This window comes from Caballeronia sp. GACF4 (assembly GCF_023631025.1).
Lineage (GTDB): Bacteria > Pseudomonadota > Gammaproteobacteria > Burkholderiales > Burkholderiaceae > Caballeronia.
The window spans coordinates 157958-177838 of record NZ_JALQDW010000021.1 but is presented as its reverse complement, the minus strand read 5'-3'; the positions used below and the strand labels follow the sequence as shown (position 1 = coordinate 177838).

General features: G+C 60.1%; 19 protein-coding genes. 8 read left to right on the top strand and 11 right to left on the bottom strand.

Annotation, left to right across the window (positions count from 1 at the left end; translation table 11 throughout):
• Positions 1 to 31 precede the first annotated feature (31 nt).
• Together NCR40_RS21345 and deoC are read right to left on the bottom strand one after the other, a co-directional pair.
• Entirely contained in the window at positions 32 to 2422 is a 2391-nt protein-coding gene (locus NCR40_RS21345) for an aldehyde dehydrogenase family protein (RefSeq protein ID WP_250510575.1), read from the bottom strand.
• Between the two features lie 32 nt (positions 2423 to 2454).
• Positions 2455 to 3465 (bottom strand): deoxyribose-phosphate aldolase, encoded by a 1011-nt coding sequence (gene deoC, locus NCR40_RS21340; RefSeq protein WP_250468009.1) that lies wholly within the window; start codon positions 3463 to 3465, stop codon positions 2455 to 2457.
• 170 nt (positions 3466 to 3635) lie between these two features.
• On the opposite strand from deoC, the gene NCR40_RS21335 reads away from it, so the two are divergent.
• On the top strand, positions 3636 to 4316 hold the full coding sequence (locus NCR40_RS21335; RefSeq protein WP_250510574.1) for a dihydrofolate reductase family protein: 681 nt from the start codon (positions 3636 to 3638) through the stop codon (positions 4314 to 4316).
• Here NCR40_RS21335 and NCR40_RS21330 read toward each other — a convergent pair.
• From NCR40_RS21330 to NCR40_RS21310, 5 genes are all read right to left on the bottom strand, one after another.
• A complete protein-coding gene (locus NCR40_RS21330; RefSeq protein ID WP_250510573.1) occupies positions 4313 to 5176 on the bottom strand; it encodes an alpha/beta fold hydrolase in 864 nt (287 codons plus the stop codon). The genes NCR40_RS21335 and NCR40_RS21330 overlap by 4 nt on opposite strands.
• 113 nt (positions 5177 to 5289) lie before the next feature.
• A complete protein-coding gene (gene poxB, locus NCR40_RS21325) occupies positions 5290 to 7011 on the bottom strand; it encodes a ubiquinone-dependent pyruvate dehydrogenase (protein ID WP_250510572.1) in 1722 nt (573 codons plus the stop codon).
• 161 nt (positions 7012 to 7172) lie between these two features.
• Positions 7173 to 8444, bottom strand: a complete 1272-nt coding sequence (locus NCR40_RS21320) for a TRAP transporter large permease (protein WP_244831359.1) — start codon at positions 8442 to 8444, stop codon at positions 7173 to 7175.
• Positions 8445 to 8456: 12 nt separating this feature from the next.
• A complete protein-coding gene (locus tag NCR40_RS21315) occupies positions 8457 to 9029 on the bottom strand; it encodes a TRAP transporter small permease (RefSeq protein WP_250494045.1) in 573 nt (190 codons plus the stop codon).
• Complete coding sequence (locus NCR40_RS21310; protein ID WP_244831357.1) at positions 9026 to 10060, bottom strand: TRAP transporter substrate-binding protein; 1035 nt, start codon at positions 10058 to 10060, stop codon at positions 9026 to 9028. Before NCR40_RS21310 ends, NCR40_RS21315 begins: the two co-directional genes overlap by 4 nt.
• A 327-nt stretch (positions 10061 to 10387) precedes the next feature.
• Here NCR40_RS21310 and NCR40_RS21305 point away from each other — a divergent pair, with 327 nt between their 5' ends.
• From NCR40_RS21305 to NCR40_RS21275, 7 genes are all read left to right on the top strand, one after another.
• Positions 10388 to 10813 carry a MaoC family dehydratase gene (locus NCR40_RS21305; protein WP_244831356.1) on the top strand — a complete coding sequence of 142 codons (426 nt, stop codon included), beginning with the start codon at positions 10388 to 10390 and terminating at the stop codon, positions 10811 to 10813.
• A gap of 4 nt (positions 10814 to 10817) precedes the next feature.
• Entirely contained in the window at positions 10818 to 11621 is an 804-nt protein-coding gene (locus NCR40_RS21300) for an enoyl-CoA hydratase/isomerase family protein (protein ID WP_244831355.1), read from the top strand.
• A complete protein-coding gene (locus NCR40_RS21295; RefSeq protein ID WP_250510571.1) occupies positions 11618 to 12781 on the top strand; it encodes an acyl-CoA dehydrogenase family protein in 1164 nt (387 codons plus the stop codon). The genes NCR40_RS21300 and NCR40_RS21295 overlap by 4 nt, the downstream gene beginning before the upstream one ends.
• 25 nt (positions 12782 to 12806) lie before the next feature.
• On the top strand, positions 12807 to 14000 hold the full coding sequence (locus NCR40_RS21290) for a CaiB/BaiF CoA transferase family protein (RefSeq protein WP_250510570.1): 1194 nt from the start codon (positions 12807 to 12809) through the stop codon (positions 13998 to 14000).
• Entirely contained in the window at positions 13997 to 14449 is a 453-nt protein-coding gene (locus NCR40_RS21285) for a MaoC family dehydratase (RefSeq protein ID WP_244831352.1), read from the top strand. The genes NCR40_RS21290 and NCR40_RS21285 overlap by 4 nt, the downstream gene beginning before the upstream one ends.
• A 113-nt stretch (positions 14450 to 14562) precedes the next feature.
• Positions 14563 to 15459, top strand: coding sequence for a helix-turn-helix domain-containing protein (locus tag NCR40_RS21280; protein ID WP_244831351.1), 897 nt, complete (start codon positions 14563 to 14565; stop codon positions 15457 to 15459).
• Positions 15460 to 15629: 170 nt separating this feature from the next.
• The gene (locus NCR40_RS21275; protein WP_250468003.1) at positions 15630 to 16862 is read left to right on the top strand and encodes an AGE family epimerase/isomerase; all 1233 of its coding nucleotides are present in this window, start codon (positions 15630 to 15632) and stop codon (positions 16860 to 16862) included.
• Positions 16863 to 16902: 40 nt separating this feature from the next.
• Here NCR40_RS21275 and NCR40_RS21270 read toward each other — a convergent pair whose 3' ends face one another.
• The 4 genes from NCR40_RS21270 to NCR40_RS21255 are packed head-to-tail and all read right to left on the bottom strand — an operon-like array spanning position 16903 to position 19848.
• Entirely contained in the window at positions 16903 to 17697 is a 795-nt protein-coding gene (locus NCR40_RS21270) for a transporter substrate-binding domain-containing protein (RefSeq protein WP_244831349.1), read from the bottom strand.
• A 42-nt stretch (positions 17698 to 17739) separates the two neighbouring features.
• A complete protein-coding gene (locus NCR40_RS21265; protein ID WP_244831348.1) occupies positions 17740 to 18468 on the bottom strand; it encodes an amino acid ABC transporter ATP-binding protein in 729 nt (242 codons plus the stop codon).
• A complete protein-coding gene (locus NCR40_RS21260; RefSeq protein ID WP_250510569.1) occupies positions 18452 to 19105 on the bottom strand; it encodes an amino acid ABC transporter permease in 654 nt (217 codons plus the stop codon). The genes NCR40_RS21265 and NCR40_RS21260 overlap by 17 nt, the downstream gene beginning before the upstream one ends.
• Entirely contained in the window at positions 19102 to 19848 is a 747-nt protein-coding gene (locus tag NCR40_RS21255; protein ID WP_250468002.1) for an amino acid ABC transporter permease, read from the bottom strand. Before NCR40_RS21255 ends, NCR40_RS21260 begins: the two co-directional genes overlap by 4 nt.
• Positions 19849 to 19881: the final 33 nt, after the last annotated feature.

Genomic DNA, 19881 nt, shown 5'->3' with positions numbered 1-19881 from the left:
CGCCCTTCAATTCTCACATGCGTACCGTCGATCAATCGCCGTACGGCACCCAGATATTCTTCACCTGCACGGCCTGCCGCAAGAACGGCAAGCCTTCGCTCGATGCATCGTGCCAGTCGAACACGCGACCGTTATCGACGAACGTGCGTTTCAGATTACCCACCGACTCACGTTCGGCCAGCGTCGAAATGGCCGCGCCGTGGAAGCACCAGAGCGCGTCGACATCGTCGTGCTGCGCGAGCGTTTGAGCTAGCGAGCGTACATCGCCCGTGACGATATTGAGCGCACCGCCTGGCACATCCGACGTTTCCGCAATCTGATAGAAGTCCGTCGCCATCAGCGGACACGTCTCGCTCGGCACCGCGACCACGCGATTACCCAGCGCAAGCGCGGGCGCCACCAGCGACACGAAGCCGAGCAACGGCGCTTCGTCGGGACACACCACGCCGATCACGCCGAGCGCTTCGTGCATGGCGAGCGCCACACCGTGCAAAGGCGGCGCATGCACCGCACCGTCGAATTTGTCGGACCATGCCGCATACGTAAAGAAACGCGCAATGGATGCTTCGACTTCGCGCTTCGCATCGCGTTCGCTGGACCCGGCACGCGTGACGAGTTGCCTTGCGAACTCATCGGCGCGCGCACTGAGATTCTCGGCCAGGTAATACAGCACCTGCGCGCGATTATGCGCGCTTGCGGCCGTCCACTTCGTCATGCTGCGCGCAGCGGCCACCGCGTTGCGAATGTCCTTGCGATTGCCCTCGCCCACTTCGCCGACAATCTCGCCCGACGGCGAACGCACGAGCCGCGAATAGCCGCTATCGGGCCGCGCTTGCTTGCCGCCGATAAAGAGCTTCGCCGTGCGGTCGATGGTGCTGACATTGCCCGTATCGAGCAACGCATCGGGCTGTGCCGGTGTTGCCTTCGTTTCACCGCGAACCGGCAGCTTCGCCCAGGCACGCGGTTTCAGGTACTCGTAGATGCCTTCGCGTCCACCTTCGCGGCCAAAGCCCGACTCGCGATATCCGCCGAAGCCCACGGCTGCGTCGAAGAGATTGGTTGCATTGATCCACACGACGCCGCATTGCAGGCGCGGCGCAACGTCCAGCGCGCGGCTGATGTTCTCGCTCCACACGCTGGCCGCGAGACCATAGCGCGTGTTATTGGCCAGTGCGACGGCTTCCTCGGGCGTGCGAAAGCTCATCGTCACGAGCACCGGACCGAAGATCTCCTCCTGTGCAAGCGTGCTTGCAGGCGCCACGTTGGTCACGAGCGTCGGCGGAAAAAACGCGCCGCCTTCGGGCAACGTGAGACGCGACGGTTGGAAGATGGCGCAGCCTTCGCTTTCGCCCTTGGAGACGAGCGAACGAATACGTTCGAGTTGCACGTCATCGACGATAGCGCTCATGTCGATGCCTTTATCGAGCGACGTCCCGACCCGCAGCGTCTCCATGCGGCGCTTGAGCTTGTCGACGAAAGCCGCTTCGATGCCTTCCTGCACGAGCAAACGCGAACCCGCGCAGCACACTTGTCCTTGATTGAACCAGATGGCGTCGACCACGCCTTCGACCGCGCTATCGAGATCGGTATCGTCGAATACGATGAAGGGCGACTTGCCGCCCAGTTCGAGCGTGAGCGATTTTCCCGAGCCCGCCGTCGTCGCGCGAATCTGCCGACCCACTTCGGTCGATCCCGTGAACGCAATCTTCGCGACACGTGGATGCTCGACGAGCGCCGCACCCGTGCGGCCATCGCCCGTCACGACATTGAGCACGCCTGCCGGCAAGCCCGCGCGATGCGCCAGTTCGGCGAAGAGCAACGCGGTAAGCGGCGTGTATTCGGCCGGCTTGAGCACCACGCAATTGCCGAGCGCGATAGCAGGCGCGATCTTCCAAGAAAGCATCAGCAGCGGAAAATTCCACGGCACGATTTGCCCGATGACACCGAGCGGCGCCCAGTCGGCGAACTCGCGATCCTGCAACTGCGCCCAACCCGCGTGATGCAGAAAATGCCTCGAAACAAGGGGGATATCGATGTCGCGCGACTCGCGAATCGGCTTGCCGTTGTCCAGCGATTCGAGCACGGCGAAGAGCCGCGCATGTCGCTGCACCATGCGCGAAAGCGCATAGAGATGCCGCGCGCGTCCCGCACCGCCAATCGCTTGCCAGCCTTCGAGCGCGGCTTGCGCGGCCGCCACGGCAGCCGCAACATCGGCATCGGTGCCTTGCGCGATGGACGCAAGTACGCGCCCTGTCGCCGGCTCGCGCGATTCGAAACGCTCGGCGTTGTCGTCATCGCGCCATGCGCCGTTGATGAAATGACCGAAACGGCCGGCGTGTTGATCGAGCCACGCGCGCACGGCGCGATCGTCTTCCGGTGCGGGTCCGTATTCCATCGAAGAAAAATATTCGGCTACGCTCATGAGGGCTGTCTGTTGGATGCGTGATGCGTGATTTAGGCGACGGGATGGCGATTGAACGACGAATACCGTCCGCTCACATGATGTTCGAGTTGCCGCTCGATATCGGCGAGAAGGCTCGACGCGCCAATGCGGAACAACTCCGGTTCGAGCCATTCACGCCCGAGTTCTTCCTTCATGAGGATCTGATATTCGAGCGCGGTCTTGGCCGTCGAAACGCCGCCCGCAGGCTTGAAGCCGATGGCAACGCCGGTGCGCGCCAGATATTCGCGGATCATGCGCACCATGACGAGCGAGACGTCGAGCGTGGCGTTGACGCTTTCCTTCCCCGTCGATGTCTTGATGAAATCCGCGCCGGCCATCATGCAGATCATCGATGCCTTGGCGATGTTCGACAGCGTGCGGATGTCGCCCGTGCCGAGAATCGCCTTGACGTGCGCATTGCCGCAAGCGGCGCGGAAGTCGCGCATCTCGTCGTAGAGCGCCTTCCAGTTACCGGTCAACACGTACTCGCGGGTGACGACGATATCGATCTCTGCTGCGCCGTCCTTCACCGAGGCCTCTATCTCGCGCAACTTGAGTTCGTGCGGATTGAGACCAGCGGGAAAACCCGTGGAGACGGCCGCGACCGGAATGCCGCTCCCTTCGAGCGCGTTCACGGCGGCTTTGACATAGCGGTGATACACGCAAACCGCGCCTGTCCTGATCGATCCAGGCGTCATGCCGAGCGCTTCGAGCAAATCGTCTCGCACCGGGCGACGCGCCTTTGCGCAAAGACGTTCGACGCGCGCGGTGGTGTCGTCGCCGCTCAACGTGGTGAGGTCGATGCAGGTGATCGCCTTGAGCAGCCACGCGGCCTGTGCGTCCTTCTTGACCGCGCGACGCGTGCCAAGCGTGGACGCGCGGCGCAGCACGGCTGACTGATTCACACGCAGGCCATCGAGCCATGAGAGGTCGAAGGGCACGCCAGGATTACGATCGCTCACGTGCCCGGCTTGGACTTTCCCGGGCCACGCGACGACGGACTTCGTTGCAGTTTCCAGCATGAGATCGGGGTGCTGCGGTCTTGTGCGACGCACAACATGTTTTGATAGATTGATCTCATTCTAAATCACGTTTGTGAAGATCGTAACATAGGGAAAGTTCGGAGGCGCTATGGGAGGATTTAGGGCATGGGGCTTGCGGACGGTTTGCTTCCTTATACGCTGGAGTCCCCATGCATATCATTTGCCACATGATGTCCTCGCTCGATGGCCGCAGCCTTACCGACGGCTGGCATCTCGACTTTGCATCGCCGTGTTATGAAGAAACCGCCGCGACCTTCAAGGCCGATGCCTGGGCGTGCGGTCGCGTCACCATGCAGGAAATCTCGCACGGCAAGGACAAAGATTATCCGCGTGGCCTCGCCAAAGATCCTATCGAACGCACGGACCATTTCGCCAAACGCGACGCAAGCCAGTACGCAATTTCAATCGACCCTAAGGGCCGCGTGACGTGGAAGACGAACACGGCACTCGATTCGCATATCGTCGAAGTGCTCGCGGAAGATGTCGATGACGACTACCTCGCCTATCTGCAATCCATCGGCGCGTCGTACGTATTCGGCGGGAAGAAGGATATCGAGCTCGCGCGCGTCGTGGAAACGCTCGAGCGCGAGTTGAAGATCGGCACGTTGATAGTCGAAGGCGGCGGGCATGTATCGGGCGCGTTCGTCAATGCGCAACTCGTCGATGAAGTCAGCGTGCTGATCGTGCCGCTCGTCGACGGCCGCGAGGCGCATCCCTCTTCATTCGAAGTGGCGACGGACAAATGGCAAAAGCCCGCTTATCTCAAGCTCGATTCGGCGAAGACGCTCGATAACGACATGGTGTGGCTGCGTTATAAGCGCAAGGACTAGGCTAACGCATCCACGCGCGCGAGGAACGCCAGCAATTCGCCGACAATCGCTTCGGGCGCATCTTCCTGCATGAGATGCCCCGAGCACGCCACTCGGGTGAACCGCGCGCCCGGAATGCGCGAAGCCAATTCGACGCCGCGTTTCGCTGGAATCCACTGGTCTTCCTCGCCCCAAAGAACCGTCACGGGGCAACGCAAATCGCCAAAGCGTGCTTCGATTTCATCGGTATAACGCTGGTCCATCTGCGCGATCTGTCTGTAGAAAGCCGCCTGTCCCGGTTCGCCGATCCACGGCCGCGTGTAGATGCGCAGCACGTCTTCCGAAAGCGGCCGATGCGCCGCGCCTTGCACATAAGCATCGACCATGGCGCGGGGTATGTAGGGCGGCACGCCCGCGAACGCACTCTCATGCTCACGAACGTGCAGCACGAAGGGCGATCCCCACGGCGACAGCGCGACAGGGTCGATCAGCATCAAGGAACGATAAACGCAGCCGTTCAATAACGCGGCCCGCAACGAAGTGGCGCCACCGAAGTCGTGCGCGAGCACGTCGGGCAACGCGCCCTTCCAGTCACGCTTCCAGTGATCGAGCAATGCCGCGAGCACCCGATTCTGCACGCCGAGCGATACGTCCTGCCCCTCGCGCTTGTCCGACTCGCCGTATCCCAGAAGATCGAAGTAATGCACGCGATGCGTCCGCGCCATCACCGGCGCAATCCGCCGCCATACCTGCGATGAGAACGGCGTGCCGTGCACCATCACGAGCGGCGCGCCCTCGCCTATCGCGCCATAACGGATAGCCTGACCTTCGAAGTCGAAAACCTGGTCGAGCGGCAATGCGCCCGCTGATGAATCGCTCATGGCTCGCTGTCTGCGTTGGATGTGGTCCGACAGCATAAACCACGAACGCGAAATCGGCCGCAACTCTGTTTGCAACTCGTTTTGATGATACGAGTCGCGGCCGGTTAGTTTGCTTAACGCAGATTCGTGCGCGCCAGCTCGACGATTTCGTCGCCACGGCCGCTCAAGATAGCGCGCAGCATGTAGAGACTGAAGCCCTTCGCTTGCGATAGCTCGATGGTCGGCGGCATCGCCAATTCATGCTTGGCGGTGACGACATCGACGAGCGCGGGGCCGTCGTGCGCGAAGGCATCGCGCAATGCGCCCTCCAGTTGCTCCGACTCTTCCACGCGCACCGACCATATGCCCGCGCCCTTCGCAATCTGCGAGAAGTCGGTCTTGCTGAGATCGACATTGGTGTCGAGATAACCGCCCGCCTTGAGCTCCATCGACACGAAGCCGAGCAAGCTGTTATTGAACACGACGACCTTGATCGGCAGCTTCAACTGAATGGCGCTCAAGAGATCGCCTAGCAACATGGACAAACCGCCATCGCCCGACAGTGAGACCACTTGCCGTTGCGGATGTGCGGCTTGCACGCCGAGCGACTGCGGCATTGCGTTCGCCATGGAACCGTGATTGAACGAGCCATGCAACTGACGCTTGCCATTCATCGTGAGGTAGCGCGCGGCCCACAACGTGGGCGTGCCGACATCGACGGTAAAGATGGCATCCTCGGCGGCGATGTCATCGACCAGCTTCGTGAGATATTGCGGATGAATCGGACGGCCAGGCGCCGAAGGTGTCGCGTAGTGATCGAGGTCCTTGCGTGCATCTGCATAGTGCTTGAGCGCGTTGTCGAGGAAGCGTCGTTCCGTCTTGCGCGTGAGCTTGGGCAAGAGCGCCGTGAGCGTCTCCTTGATGGTGCCGACGATACCCATGTCGAGCGGCGTGCGCTTGCCGAGCTGCGCCCCGCGCCAGTCTATCTGCACGACCTTCGCGTGCGGCGGATAGAACGGCCGATAAGGGAAGTCGCAGCCGAGCAGCACGAGCGTATCGCAGGACATCATGGCGTGATAGCCCGAGCTGAAGCCGATCAAGCCCGTCATGCCGACATCGAACGGATTGTCGTATTCGATGAATTGCTTGCCGCGCAACGCATGCACGACCGGCGCTCCGAGTGTATCGGCAAGCGCGACCACTTCGTCGTGCGAGCCCGCTACACCGCTGCCGCACATGATGGTCACGGCTTCGCAGCCGTTGAGCATGGCCGCGAGTGTGTCGAGTTGCGATTCGGCTGGAACGATTGCGCTCGGTTCGCTTGCGGTCCACCGTGGTTCGACTCCGGGTCCGTCGCTCAAGGCAACATCGCCCGGCAGCACGATTACCGCGACGCCACGTTGATCGAGCGCCGCGCGCATCGCACGTTCGAGCACGCGCGGGAACTGCGATGCGTTCGACACCAGTTCGACGAAGTGACTGCATTCCTTGAAGAGCTCTTGCGGATGCGTTTCCTGAAAGTATCCGAGGCCGATTTCCGTCGATGGAATATGCGCGGCAATGGCCAGCACGGGCTGTTGGTTACGATGACAGTCGTAAAGCCCGTTGATGAGATGCAGATTGCCGGGACCGCAACTGCCCGCGCAGACGGCGAGCTTGCCGGAAGAAGCTGCGTCCGCGCCCGCGGCAAAGGCCGCGGCTTCTTCGTGGCGAGTATGCATCCAACGAATAGACCCGACTTTATCGAGGCTGTAGGCAAGCCCGTTGAGGCTGTCGCCCGTCACGCCCCAGATGCGTTCGACGCCCGCAGCGGCAAGCGTCTTTGCCAGATAATCGGCGATGGTGCTTTTGGCCATGTTCACTCCAATGACATACAGGTTCGTTGGACGGTTGCACGTGTACTCAGACAGAAGAAATATCACAGTGCACGCTGACACGTCGTAAACCGTGCTGTCATACCAAGGGCCCGGTCCGAAGACCAGGCCCCTGGTGAAGCGTTTTCAAAGGTCGTCGAACGTTATTTCATCGACATCAGATGCGGCAGAAACTGCGGAATATGCGGGAAGAAAATGATCAGCAGTAAGTCGATCACGAGCGCGAGAATGAAAGGCAGAATCGCACGCGTCGCCTTTTCGACCGATACACCACCAATGGACGCCGCCGTGAAGAGGCAGAAGCCAATAGGTGGAAGATTGATGCCGATAGCCGAATTGATCAGCACGATCACGCCGAATACGACGGGATCGATATGCATCTGCACGACGAGCGGCAGGAACACCGGGATTATCACCGCGATACTCGAAATGGTTTCGAGCACCGTATGCGCCGCGATCAGAAACAGGTTGATGAGAATGAGCAGGATGATGGCGCTCGTCGTGATCGCAAGGAAACTGTTCGCCACATGCAAGGGAATTTGCGCTTCGATCAGATACCGGCCGAGCACGAAGGCAAGACCCAACAGGAACGACACGCGCGTCGTGTTCACCGACGTCTTGACGAGAATCTCCTTGAAATGCGAGAGCTTCAAGGTGCGGAAGATGAACGCGCTCACCAGCGTGACGTACACCGCCGCAACCACGCCTGCCTCGACCGGCGTGAAGATGCCGCCAAGGATGCCGCCCAGAATGATGATCGGCGTGAGCAAGGCCCAGAATGCTTCGCGAAACGTAGTCCACAACTTGCGTGCGCTGAACGGCTCAACCGCGCTGTAGTCGTTGCGCACGGCGGTCACGTAGTTCACGATCATGAACGAAGCGACCACTAGGAGCATCGGCAAGATACCGGCAATAAACATCGTGCCTACCGATACATTCGCCGTGTAAGCATAGACGAGCATGCTCATCGATACCGGCGAAAGCAGCCCGAGCGACCCCGCCGCCGATTGCAATGCCACCGCGAACGCACGCGAATAGCCCTTCTTCACCATGCCCGGAATCATCACGGAGCCGATCGCCGCCGTATCCGCCGTGGCCGATCCCGAGAGGTCCGCGAAGAACATGCTCGCAACAATCGTGACCTGTCCGATACCGCCACGCATGAAGCCGACGAGCGCTTGCGAAAACTCGATGATGCGTCGCGAAACGCCGCCCGAATCCATGATCGCGCCCGTGAGCATGAAGAACGGAATCGCGAGCAGACCCACGTTATTGAGGTTCGAGAAGAGCTGTTGCGGAATGACGAGCAGCGGCGTGCCATTGATCGACAACGCCAGCGTCGCCGCGATACCAATACAGATGGCCACCGGTACACCGAGGCCAAGCAGCCCTGCGCCTAGAGCGATTGCCCACATGATGTCTTTATCCTAGAGATGGTCGGACACGCCTTCGATCAAAGTGGCGTTGGTCTGCGTCTGCGGCGCGAGGTGCGACACGACGATGCGCACCAGCGAATGAAACACGAGCAACGCGCCGCACACGGGAATGGAAAGATACGGATAGACCATCGAGATGGGAATCGATGCGGCTGTCTCCGTGCCCATCAACGCGAGCATGTCCGAGCCATACGCGACGAACACGGCGCCGAGCGCGAGAATCGCGCAGTCCGTGAAGTCCTTGAGCAAGGGCGCGATCGCCGCCGGCACGCGATCGGCCAGCACGCGCACTTCAGGATGTGCGCGTAACTTGACGCCTGCCGCCGCACCCAGGCACGTGAGCCAGACGAAGAGATACGCCGCGGCTTCGTCGGACCACGAAAGCGAGTCGTGCAGCACGAAGCGGAACACGACCCCGAGACCGGCGACGATCACCGCTGCCAGCAAGAGGCAACTGCTGACGAACAGGTTCAGCTTCAGAACCATGTCGTCGATGAACATCAAGCCACGCGCGAGCTTTTCCATACGGGTTTCCTCCGGCACTTCCGGTGACAAAGGCGTCATTTGGATGCCACGGACGAGGCCTGCTTGGCCGCGTTCATCTCGGCGTAGAGCGCGGCGCCATCCGGAATCTTCGCAACGAGTTCGTCACGCGCGGACTTCGTGGCTTCGGCCCACGGCGCAGTGTCGACCATCGTCACTTGAATGCCCTTGGCCTTCATCGTCGCGAGTGCGGCGTCGTATTCGCGCTTGTACTCCTTCAGGTCGAAATCGGCGGCGACCGCGGCTGACTCTTGAAAAGCCTTCTGGTCAGCAGGCGACAGCTTGGTCCAGGCGCTCTTGCTCATCGCGAGCACGACGGGCAGGTAGTTCACGTGCGTCACATAGAAATGCTTGGCGACGTCGGAGAACTTGTCCTGCACGAATTGCTCGGGCGATGTGTCCGCGCCATCGACGAGGCCTTGCGACAGCGCGAGGAACAACTGGTTATAGGCGAGCGGCGTGGGGTTCGCGCCGAGCGCCTTATAGCCCGCGATATAGCCGGGGCTTTGCATCACGCGCACCTTCAGGTCCTTCATGTCGGCAAGCGACGTGACCGGACGCTTGGTCGTGAAGAGATTGCGTTCGCCGACAGCAAGCCACGTAAGACCGACCATGTTGACCGGCTGCATCATGTCGAGATACTTGCGGCCGACGGGTCCTTGCAGCACCTTGTTCGCCTCATCCATGCTGCTGAAGAGATAAGGCATGTCGAAAATTTGCCATTGCTTGATCGTATTGTCGATAGGCGCTTGCGCGGAGATCATGAGTTCCTGCGTGCCGGTGCGCAACGCCTGCGCCATCTGCACTTCGCCCCCGAGTTGCGATTGGGGAAAGAGCTGAATCTCGACATGGCCATGCGTGCGTTGCGCGACTTCCTTGGCGAAGACCTGCGCGGTCAGTTGATAGTGATTGTCCGGTGCGAGCGTATGGCCAAGCTTCATCACGACCTTGTCCTGCGCCATCGCGCTGCCTGTTGCGGCGACGCACAATGCGGCGAGCACGGCGCTCATCGTCACGCGCAACGAGCGATGCGCCTTGAAAAGCGAATTCATGTTGTCTCCTTCCCACGTTCTTCACGATATGGACACCGCCTTCTGCCTCTTCTTGTGCCTCATGTGTCGTGCATGTCGAAGAGCGACGGGTTGACGCAAGTATTTGTGATCGCGTCAACGGTGCGTTAGGACCAGGCTCCAGATTTCTTGTACTTTTTAACGCTGGTTTCCATGCAAACGCGACGTGACGCTAAAAAGTCCAAAAGATCGCGCGAACCGTCCTACCGCGTGAACCAAGCGCATCTTTAAAGTGACTTCCACGTTGACGGTGTGTCGCTCGCAAGCGATACGCCGTGTTTACCCCACCTAATACACTGGTTCGTCAACATGGCCAAACGCCCGCACATGGACTGTTATGCAATCGGCGATACCGCCGATTTCGCAAAGACCGTATCCGAATACGACATCTATGGATTTGCCGGGATAGTCGGCGACTTCTACGCCGTGCATCTGAACGAAGAGTTCGCCAAGACCACGCGCTTCGAGAAGCGCATTGCGCAAGGCTGTCTCTCGGTCGGCTTTCTTTCGACAGTCATGGGCCATATGGCGGCGAAGGCGCCGAGTCCGGGCGCGGTGTCGTATCGCTATGACATCACGTTCAATGCGCCGGTGTTTATAGGCGATACGGTCACTGCGCGTCTCACGCTCGAAGAGAAGGATGAAGAGCGCAACGTGTGCGTATTCGTCGCCGATGTCACGCGGCAAGACGGCGTGGTCGTGGCATCGGGCAAGACTTACCTCAAGGTGCTGTGACACGATGCTGATGAACACCTCGCCCGTCATAGCGGAACAGCACGGCGCGCTGCGTCTCCTGACGCTCAACCGCGCCGATAAACTCAATGCCTTCACGCCGGAAATGCTCGCGGCGCTCGAAGCAGGACTCGACGATGCACTCGCCGACGATGCAACGCGCGTCATCGCCATCACGGGTAGCGGTCCCAAGGCCTTCGCTGCCGGCAACGATATCGAGCGGCTGGTCACGCTCGACAGCGCGGGCGCGTATCGTGACATGGTAGCCGGGCAGCGCGCGTTGTTGCGCCTGCATGAAAGCGCCAAGCCGACCATCGCAATGGTCAATGGCTTCGCGCTAGGCGGCGGTTTCGAATTGGCGCTTGCCTGCGACTTCGTGATTGCATCGACGAAAGCGAGCTTCGGGTTTCCCGAGATCACGCTCAATACCATGCCAGGCTGGGGTGGCACGCAACTCGCCGTCGCCAAGATGGGGCTCGCCTGCGCCAAGCGATTCGTGTTGAGCGGGCGGCGTCATACGGCTCAGGAATGCGCGTCGTTCGGCTTTCTGCACGAGATCGTCGAACACGATGCATTGTTCGATACAGTGCGCGAATTCGCCGAAACACTCGCCGTCTACGACCCCTTCGCAATGGAAATGGCGAAGCGCGCGCTCAATCGCGCGAACGAAATGCCCTTGTCCGCAGGACTCGACTTTGAAGCAGCGCAATATGCGGTGAATTTCACGAGTGAAGGCGCGCGCGCGGGCTTGAGGCAGTTCATGGAAAAGCGCCTTGCACGGCGCGCCTCGACCGTGACGGTGACCGAATGAGCACGATACATCGTTTGCCTCACTGGCTCGGCGAAGAGCACGCCATGATTCGTGAAGCCGTTCGCCGCTTTGCCGACAAAGAGATTGCACCGCATTCCGAGGAGCTCTGGGAGCAAGAAACCTTTCCCTACGATATCTGGCGTCAAGCCGGCGAGCTTGGTTTCACCGGCCTGCCCTATGCGGAGCAATGGGGCGGTGGCGGTGGCGACTGGCTTTCGTTTGTCATCGTGCTCGAAGAACTGGCGCGCGTGGATTGCGCGGTCGCGAACGCCTTGATGGCCAATTCGACTGTCGCGAGTCTCTTGTCGAACTACGGCACATCGACGCAAAAGGACCTTTATTTAAGGCCTATTCTCGAAGGCCGCCAGATCGGTTCGATCGGTTTGTCCGAGCCCGATGCGGGATCGGATGCGGCCAACATCGCCACACGTGCGCGCTTCGATGGCGAGCGCTGGGTCATCGATGGTGCGAAGACTTTCATCAGCAATTCGGGCACTGAACTCGGCGGGCCGGTGGTAATCGCGGCTGTGACCGGTGCGCGTGCCGATGGCAAGAAAGAGATTTCGAACTTCATCGTGCCTTCGGACACTACTGGCTATCAAACGGGCCGCAAGCTGCGCAAGATCGGCTGGCGCGCTTCGATCACGCACGAGTTGTTCTTCGAAAACTGCGCGATTCCCGCAGAGAATCTGCTTGGCGAACGCGGCGCGGGTTTGCGTCAGACACTCGCGCAGATCAGCACAGGCCGCATTTTAATCGGCGCGCTTGCGCTCGGTATCTTGCAAGGCTCGCTCGAACGGTCCGTCGAATACATGAAGACGCGCCGCGCGTTCGGCCGCGCGATAGCGGAGTTTCAAGGCCTGCAATTCAAGGTCGCCGACATGGCGACGCACGCGCATGCCGCACGTCTCATGCTTTACGACGCCGCTACATTGAAGGACAGCGGCGCGCCGTTCGACATGCAGGCATCGCAAGCCAAGCTCTTCGCCTCCGAACAGGCGATGCACGCAGCGCATCAGGCTTTGCAGATACACGGCGGTTACGGCGTGATGGCGGAGTATCCGGTAGCGCGCGCATTCGGCGACGCCAAGGTGCTCGAGATCGTCGAAGGGACATCCGAAATACAACGCATGATCATCGCGCGTGCGGCGCTTGCCTGATAACGCGCGGACGAAGGGGGAGTTTATGCTGGAAGGCATCAAGGTACTGAGTTTCACCCATTTTCTGCAAGGGCCCGCCGCCGTGCAGATGCTCGCCGATGTCGGCGCGGATGTCATCAAGATCGAGCCACCGGGCGGCGCGTTCGAGCGAAGCTGGACCGGCGCGGACGCTTTCGTCGAAGGCGTGAGCGTGTTCTTTCTGCTGGGCAATCGCAATCAGCGCAGCATCTCGCTCGACTTGCGTGAGGAAGCCGCGCGTGAAATCGTGTGGCGTCTGATCCGCGAAGCCGACGTATTGATAGAGAACTACCGCCCCGGTGTGCTCGACAAGATGGGCTTCGGCTATGCGCAAGTGCACGAGGTCAACCCGCGTCTCGTGTATTGCTCGTGCACGGGTTATGGATCGTCGGGTCCCTATCTCAAGCGCCCGGGACAAGACCTGCTATTACAAGCGATGAGCGGCATGACCATGCTTTCAGGTGAAGCCGATTCGCCGCCGACGCCTGTAGGCTCCGCTATTGTCGATCAACATGCAGCGGTGCTGGCAGCGTTTGGCGTGGTTGCTGCACTTCAGTCGCGCGAACGCACGGGTGTGGGTACGCGTGTCGAGAGCAATTTGCTGAACGCGGCACTGGATTTGCAGATCGAGCCTTTCACGTACTACATGAACAAGGGACCGCTCTGGCAGCGCACCCAGCCGCCAACGGGCAGCCGCTTTCATCCTGCGCCCTATGGCGTCTATAAAACGCTCGACGGTTATATCGCGATCTCGCTTACACCGACGCAGAAGCTCTCCAATGCGCTCGATGTCCCTGCGCTCGCCGAGTTCACGCATCCGAAAGACAACGTGCGGCGTCGCGATGAAATCAATCGACTGGTCTATGACGCGTTGACCAGGCGCACGACAGAAACATGGATGCGCGTCTTCGAGGAGCACGATATCTGGTTCGCGCCGGTCAACGACTACGAGCAGGTCGAGGTCGACCCTCAAGTCGCGCATAACCAGATGATCATGTCGTTCGAACACGAAGAGGCGGGACCGATACGCGTACTTGCGCATCCGGTGCGCTATGACGGCGAGGCGCCGCCCATGCGACGGCATCCGCCGCGACAGGGCGAGCACACACGTGAGGTGCTGGCCGAACTGGGTTATGACACTACGCGGATCGACGAACTGGTCGATGCCGGCATCGCGCTGACTTCGAGGAGAAATGCATGAGCGCCCAACTACACGCTGCTCCCGCAGCACCCGAACTGCTGCGCTTCGACGATGTGGAAATCGGCCGCTCGCAGGTGGACGTCCACACCGTGGTCGAATCGGCGGTCAATGCGTTCGGTCATCTGTCGGGCGATCTGAATCCCCTGCACATGGAGCAAGCGTTTGCGGAGCGCTCACCGTTCGGAAGACGCGTCGTGCACGGCCTGTTGACGGCCTCGCTCGTCTCGGCCGCACACACGCGACTGACCGGTCCGGGCTTCGCTTATGTCGGACAAGAACTGCGTTTTCTGGGGCCAGTGTTCATCGACGACACCATCACCATCAACGTGACCGTGGTGGAGAAGAAGGACGCCAAGCGAATTCTCGTGATGGACACCATGGTTCGCAATCAACGCGGCAAGGTCGTGCTGAGCGGGCTTTCCGCGCTAAAAGAACTCAAGTTCGAATGAGACGCGTCGGGGAATTCGCCAGTTACGGGCGGCGCAAGCATTCGTTAGACTTCGATGCAGCGCCGCGAAAACGAGCGCAGCACGAATGAAGCGCCGCCCGCAGGAGACGAAAGTTGAGTACCGCATGTGGTTGCCACGTTCCGGTCATCAAGATCGAGAACTACGAATATGGCGCGCACGTCAAGTCGATGGACTTCCACTTTGCGCCGCTCGAAGTCATGAAGTCGACACTGCCTTATCCGCATCGGCATGACTTCTATCACATCGCCTGGGTGGTGACGGGCACGGGTCATCATGTCATCGACTCGGTGCGTTACGAGGTGCGTCCGCAGTCGCTGTTCTTCATGGCACCAGGCCAGATACACGACTTCGTTCTATCCCCCGATACGGTCGGCTGGTCGATCAGCTTCTCATCCGAGTTCTTTTCGTTTCGCGTGCAGAACCGGCATTCGGAAACCGAAGTGCCGGTGCACGACTTCGATCAGCTTGCCGCAGCGGTCTATCTGAACGACGCGCAAGCGCATGAAATGATGCGTCTCATCGACGGCATGATGGACGAGTATCGCTCGGAACTGCACGGCCATCAGGATGCAATCTGGGCTTATCTGCGTATCTTTTTGCTCAAGGCCGCGCGCATGAGCAGCGCGGCAGCGGTCACGGAGTCGGGCACGTCGCGTAACGTGTTGTTGTCGCGCCGCTTCAAAAGCCTTCTGGAGAAGCATTTTCGCTCGATGAACGATGCCGCCGACTATGCGCGTCTGCTCAACGTGACCGAGCGCGCGCTCAACGAAGCCACGCGCGCGGCGCTCGGCAGCACGGCTGCAAAGCTGATACGCGAACGCGTCATGCTCGAAGCCAAGCGCTTGCTGCTGCATTCCGAAGTGAACGTCGCGGAGATCGCATCGCAACTCTCTTTCGACGACCCCGCTTATTTCAGCCGGTGCTTTCGCAAGCACACAGGCCGCTCACCGATCGACTATCGCCGCAGCCTCGACAAGTTGCATATTTGAACGCGCATTCGGTATTCCATGCAGAAATGTCCAACAGATCCCGCGTTTCATCCTAACGTCGCGTGAGCATGGGTTTTTAGAATCGACGTGCGTGTTCAACGTATTCTGCAACCCACTTGCATGAGACAAGCGCGAATTAAGCGCGTCCGCTCTCGTCCACAGGAGACAAAGTGTCGAACGCTACAACCCCGCTTTCCGATATCTATTCACTCACGCAGGACCAGACACGGCTCTTTCGCGAAACGCTCGACCGCACGGCTGTAAAAGTCGCGGCCGATGAATTGAGTTTCGGTGTCGAGTTTCCGCAAGTCACGGGTCCCGATGGCGAATGGGTGCGTCTGCCCGCTTCGCTATCCGCCGGCTATGACGGCGACGCCTGGAGTCACGGCAACTGGTTCTGTGGCTTCTGGGTAGGCCTTTTGCTCACGTCGCATCTTCATACCGGCGACGCGAAATTTCTCGAATGGGCTCGTGCGCGCATGCTGCTGGTCGAACAACGCGCGGACGATCCGAACACGCATGACATCGGCTTCATCTTCGACAGCAGCGCGGTGCCCGGCCATCACATCACGGGCGATGCACGCTTTGCCGATATCGCGTTGAAGGCGGCGGACAAACTGCGCGCCCGCCTCGTCACCACGCGCGATGGCGCTTATCTCGCGTCATGGGGACCGCTCGCCGATCCGCGCGGCAGAAGTGCATCCGCAATCGATACGATGGCCAATCTCTCGCTGCTCTACTGGGCGGCGAATCATGCCGATGACGGCAGCTATCGGCATGCAGCGGACGCGCATGCCGCGATGACTGCACGCGCCTTCGTGCGTCCCGACGACTCGACGTATCACGCCGTCGAATACGATCTCGAAACGGGCGCGCGCAAACGTGGCTACACTTTTCAAGGCGCATTCGACGAGTCTGCATGGAGCCGCGGTCAGGCCTGGGCGATCTACGGGTATGCGAATTCCGCGCGCGAAACGGGCAAGCTCGCGTACATTGAACTCGCCGAGCGTCTGGCCGAATACTATCTGCGCCGTCTCGATGGCCGTCAGATTCCCCCTTGGGACTTCGACGCAACCGGCAGCGATGCCGACATCAAGGACACGGCCGCCGCCGCTATCGTCGCATCGGCTTTGCTCGAACTGGCGCGCATTCATCCATCGGCGGATGCCGCTGCAAAATGGAGCCGTCACGGAGTCGCGATGCTCGAAGCGTTGTGCCGCGATGAGTTCACTAAGGACGGCGAACACGGCCTGCTGCACAACTCCTGCTATTCGAAGCCGCACAACATTGGCGTGGATGGCGCGACCATGTTCGGCGACTTCTTCTTTGTCGAAGCCTTGTGTCGTGTCGTGCATCCGGGCAAGCTGCGCCCGCTCGACGCACCGCGCATTCCTCTAGCGTAAAGAACAATGCCGGCGACATACGCATGTCGCCGGCATTCGTTCAGCCCTTGCGGACGGCGTCGGGCAGATCGCGTCCGTGGAACTTCTTGTAGATCGCGTTGAGGTTGCCGTTCTTCTGGTTCGTGCTGACCCACTTGTCCACCCACTCTTTCAGAGCCGGTTGATCCTTGTTCATCGCAATGCCGAGATCGAAGTTCTTCTGTTCGAACTTGAGTTCGATATTGCGTGCGGGCGCACGTTTCTGCATTTCCTGAAGGTTCGACGGCGTGCTGGAGAAGATGTCGATCTGACCCGCGACCATCGACGTGATGAGCGTGGCGTCGTCTTCATAGCGCTGAATTTGCGCGCCCTTCGCTTGCTGCGTCGTCAGGGTGTCGTTGACCGTTGCACGCGTGAGCCCGATGGTCTTGCCATCGAGGTCCGCATAGTCCTTCACCTTGATGCTCTTAAGCCCACCCACGATGATGGTGATCACCGCATAGGGAATCGAGAAATCGACGACCTTTGCGCGCTCCGGCGTGATCGACAAGTCGGCGATAACGAGGTCGGCGCGCTTTGCCTGCAAGGTCGGAATGCGCGCGGCATTGGTGATCTGCACGAGTTCGAGCTTGACGCCGAGATCTTTTGCGAGCGCGGCGGCGGTATCGACATCCGAGCCTGCGGGCTTGAGGTTCTCGTCGGCGTAGCTGAAGAGCGGCGTGCCCATTGCGATGGCAACGCGCACGACGCCGGCCTTCTTGATGTCATCGAGCTGATCGGCCATTGCGCTGTGAATGGCGCCTGCCATCATCAATGCCGCCACGCATGCGCGTGCAATGTGTTTCTGTGCTTTCAAGTGATGTCTCCGTCTTCTTGGATTAAACAAAAAAGATGCCGTTCAAAGGCCGTTGTTCAGAAACGCTCGCAATTCGGGCGTGCGTGGCGCATCGAGCATGCTGCCATCGCCCACTTCCCACACCTTGCCCTGATGCATATAGATGATGCGGTCCGCCACGCGCTTGGCGAACGCCATTTCATGCGTGACTAGCAGCATGGTCATGCCATCGGCCGCGAGGTCTTCCATGACACGCAGCACTTCTCCCGTGAGTTGCGGATCGAGCGCGGAAGTCACTTCGTCGAACAACATGACCTTGGGGTTCATCGCAAGCGATCGTGCGATCGCCACGCGTTGCTGTTGTCCGCCCGACAATTGCTCGGGATAGGCATCGGCCTTCTGCCCAAGCCCGACTTGTTCGAGCACGTTGAGCGCGACGCGTCTCGCTTCGTCACGCGATAACTTCTTCACGTGCCGCAATGCGAGCATGATGTTTTCTTCGACCGTTAGGTGCGGAAAGAGGTTATAGCTTTGAAACACGATGCCGACTTCGCGCCTCAAGAGATGCAGATCCACCTTCGGATCGTCCACGCGAATGCCGCATACCTCTATCTGCCCTTGGTCGATAGTTTCCAACCGATCGATACAGCGTAACGCCGTGCTCTTGCCGGAACCGCTCGCACCGATCACGGCGATCATCTCGCCCTTGTTGACATCGAACGAGACGCCCTTTAGCACCTGATTGGAGCCGAAGCTCTTGTAGACCTCGTCGACCTTAACGATTGCTGACATTGAGCTTGTTCTCCATCGATTGGCTCCAGCGCGAAAGCGGATAGCACAGGACGAAATAGAAAGCGCCGACCAGTCCGAAGATGAGGAACGGCTGAAAGATCGAGTTGTTGATGATCTGCCCTGCGCGCGTGAGTTCGATAAAGCCGATCACGGAGGCGAGCGAAGTCATCTTGATGATCTGCACGAGAAAGCCGACCGTGGGCGGCAAGGCGAGCCGCATCGCCTGCGGGATGATGACGAGCCTCAGACTCTGCCAGCGCGACAGCGACAGGCACTCGGCGGCTTCCCATTGCGGCTTAGGCATGGCTTCGACGCAGCCGCGCCAGATGTCGCCGAGATACGCGCTCGAATAAACCATCAGCGCAAGACCCGCCGCAAGGAGCGCGGGTACCTGATAGCCATACACAGATAACCCGAAGTACACGATGAAGAGCAGGATCAGCAACGGAATGCCCTGAATCGCCTCGATAAACACGATGGCTGTGCGCGCGAGCCAGAGGCGCGGCGAGATGCGCGCCAGCATGACGAGGAATCCACCGATACCGCCGAGCACGAACGCAAGCATGGAGAGCACTAGCGTCCAGCCGATCGATTGCACGAGGTACACAAAATGCGATGCCGTGAATCCGCCGCTCATGCCGCACCTCCGGGAATGACGGTATCGATGCGCGGGGAGTCCGGCGGCGTCTTGCCCGCGCGTTTTGCGGCAAGACGGATGGCGCGGCGCCGCTTGAACAGATGCTCACCGACAGCCCATGCAATGAGCTTGATGATGAGCGACAGCCCGAGATAGAGCAGCGCGACGACGATATAGGTTTCAAGCGAGCGGAAGGTATCCGACTGCACGGTGTTGGCAACGGCGGTCAGTTCCTCGGCGGAGATTTGCGAAGCGATCGCCGAGGCTTGCATCATCAACAGGAACTGGCTCGTGAGCGCCGGATAGACCTTCTCGATAGAGGGCTGCAACATCACGTTCCAGCCGATGCGCCAGCGCGAAAGACCCAGGCACTCTGCTGCTTCGATCTGCCCGCGTGGCACCGATTCCAGACCCGCGCGAATGATCTCGGCGGCATAAGCGCCGATGTTGATGGTCATGGCGAGCGCAGCCGCGGCAAAGGTCGGCATGCGCAAGCCTATACTCGCCAGCCCGAAATACAGCAGGAAGATCTGCACGAGAAACGGCGTGTTGCGCACCGCCTCGATATAGATGATGCAGAGGCGCGTCAGCACCGGCACCTTCGCGCGCTTGGCAAATGCCACGAGCATGCCGAGGATAAGGCCAAAGAACACCGCCACGCACGTCATCTTGAGCGTGAGCCACGCGCCTAAAAGGAACGTCGGCCAGTACGGCAACAACGGAGCAAAGTCGAGAGAGAACATGGCGGTCGTGCCTCAGTTCGAAGGAGCGAGTCA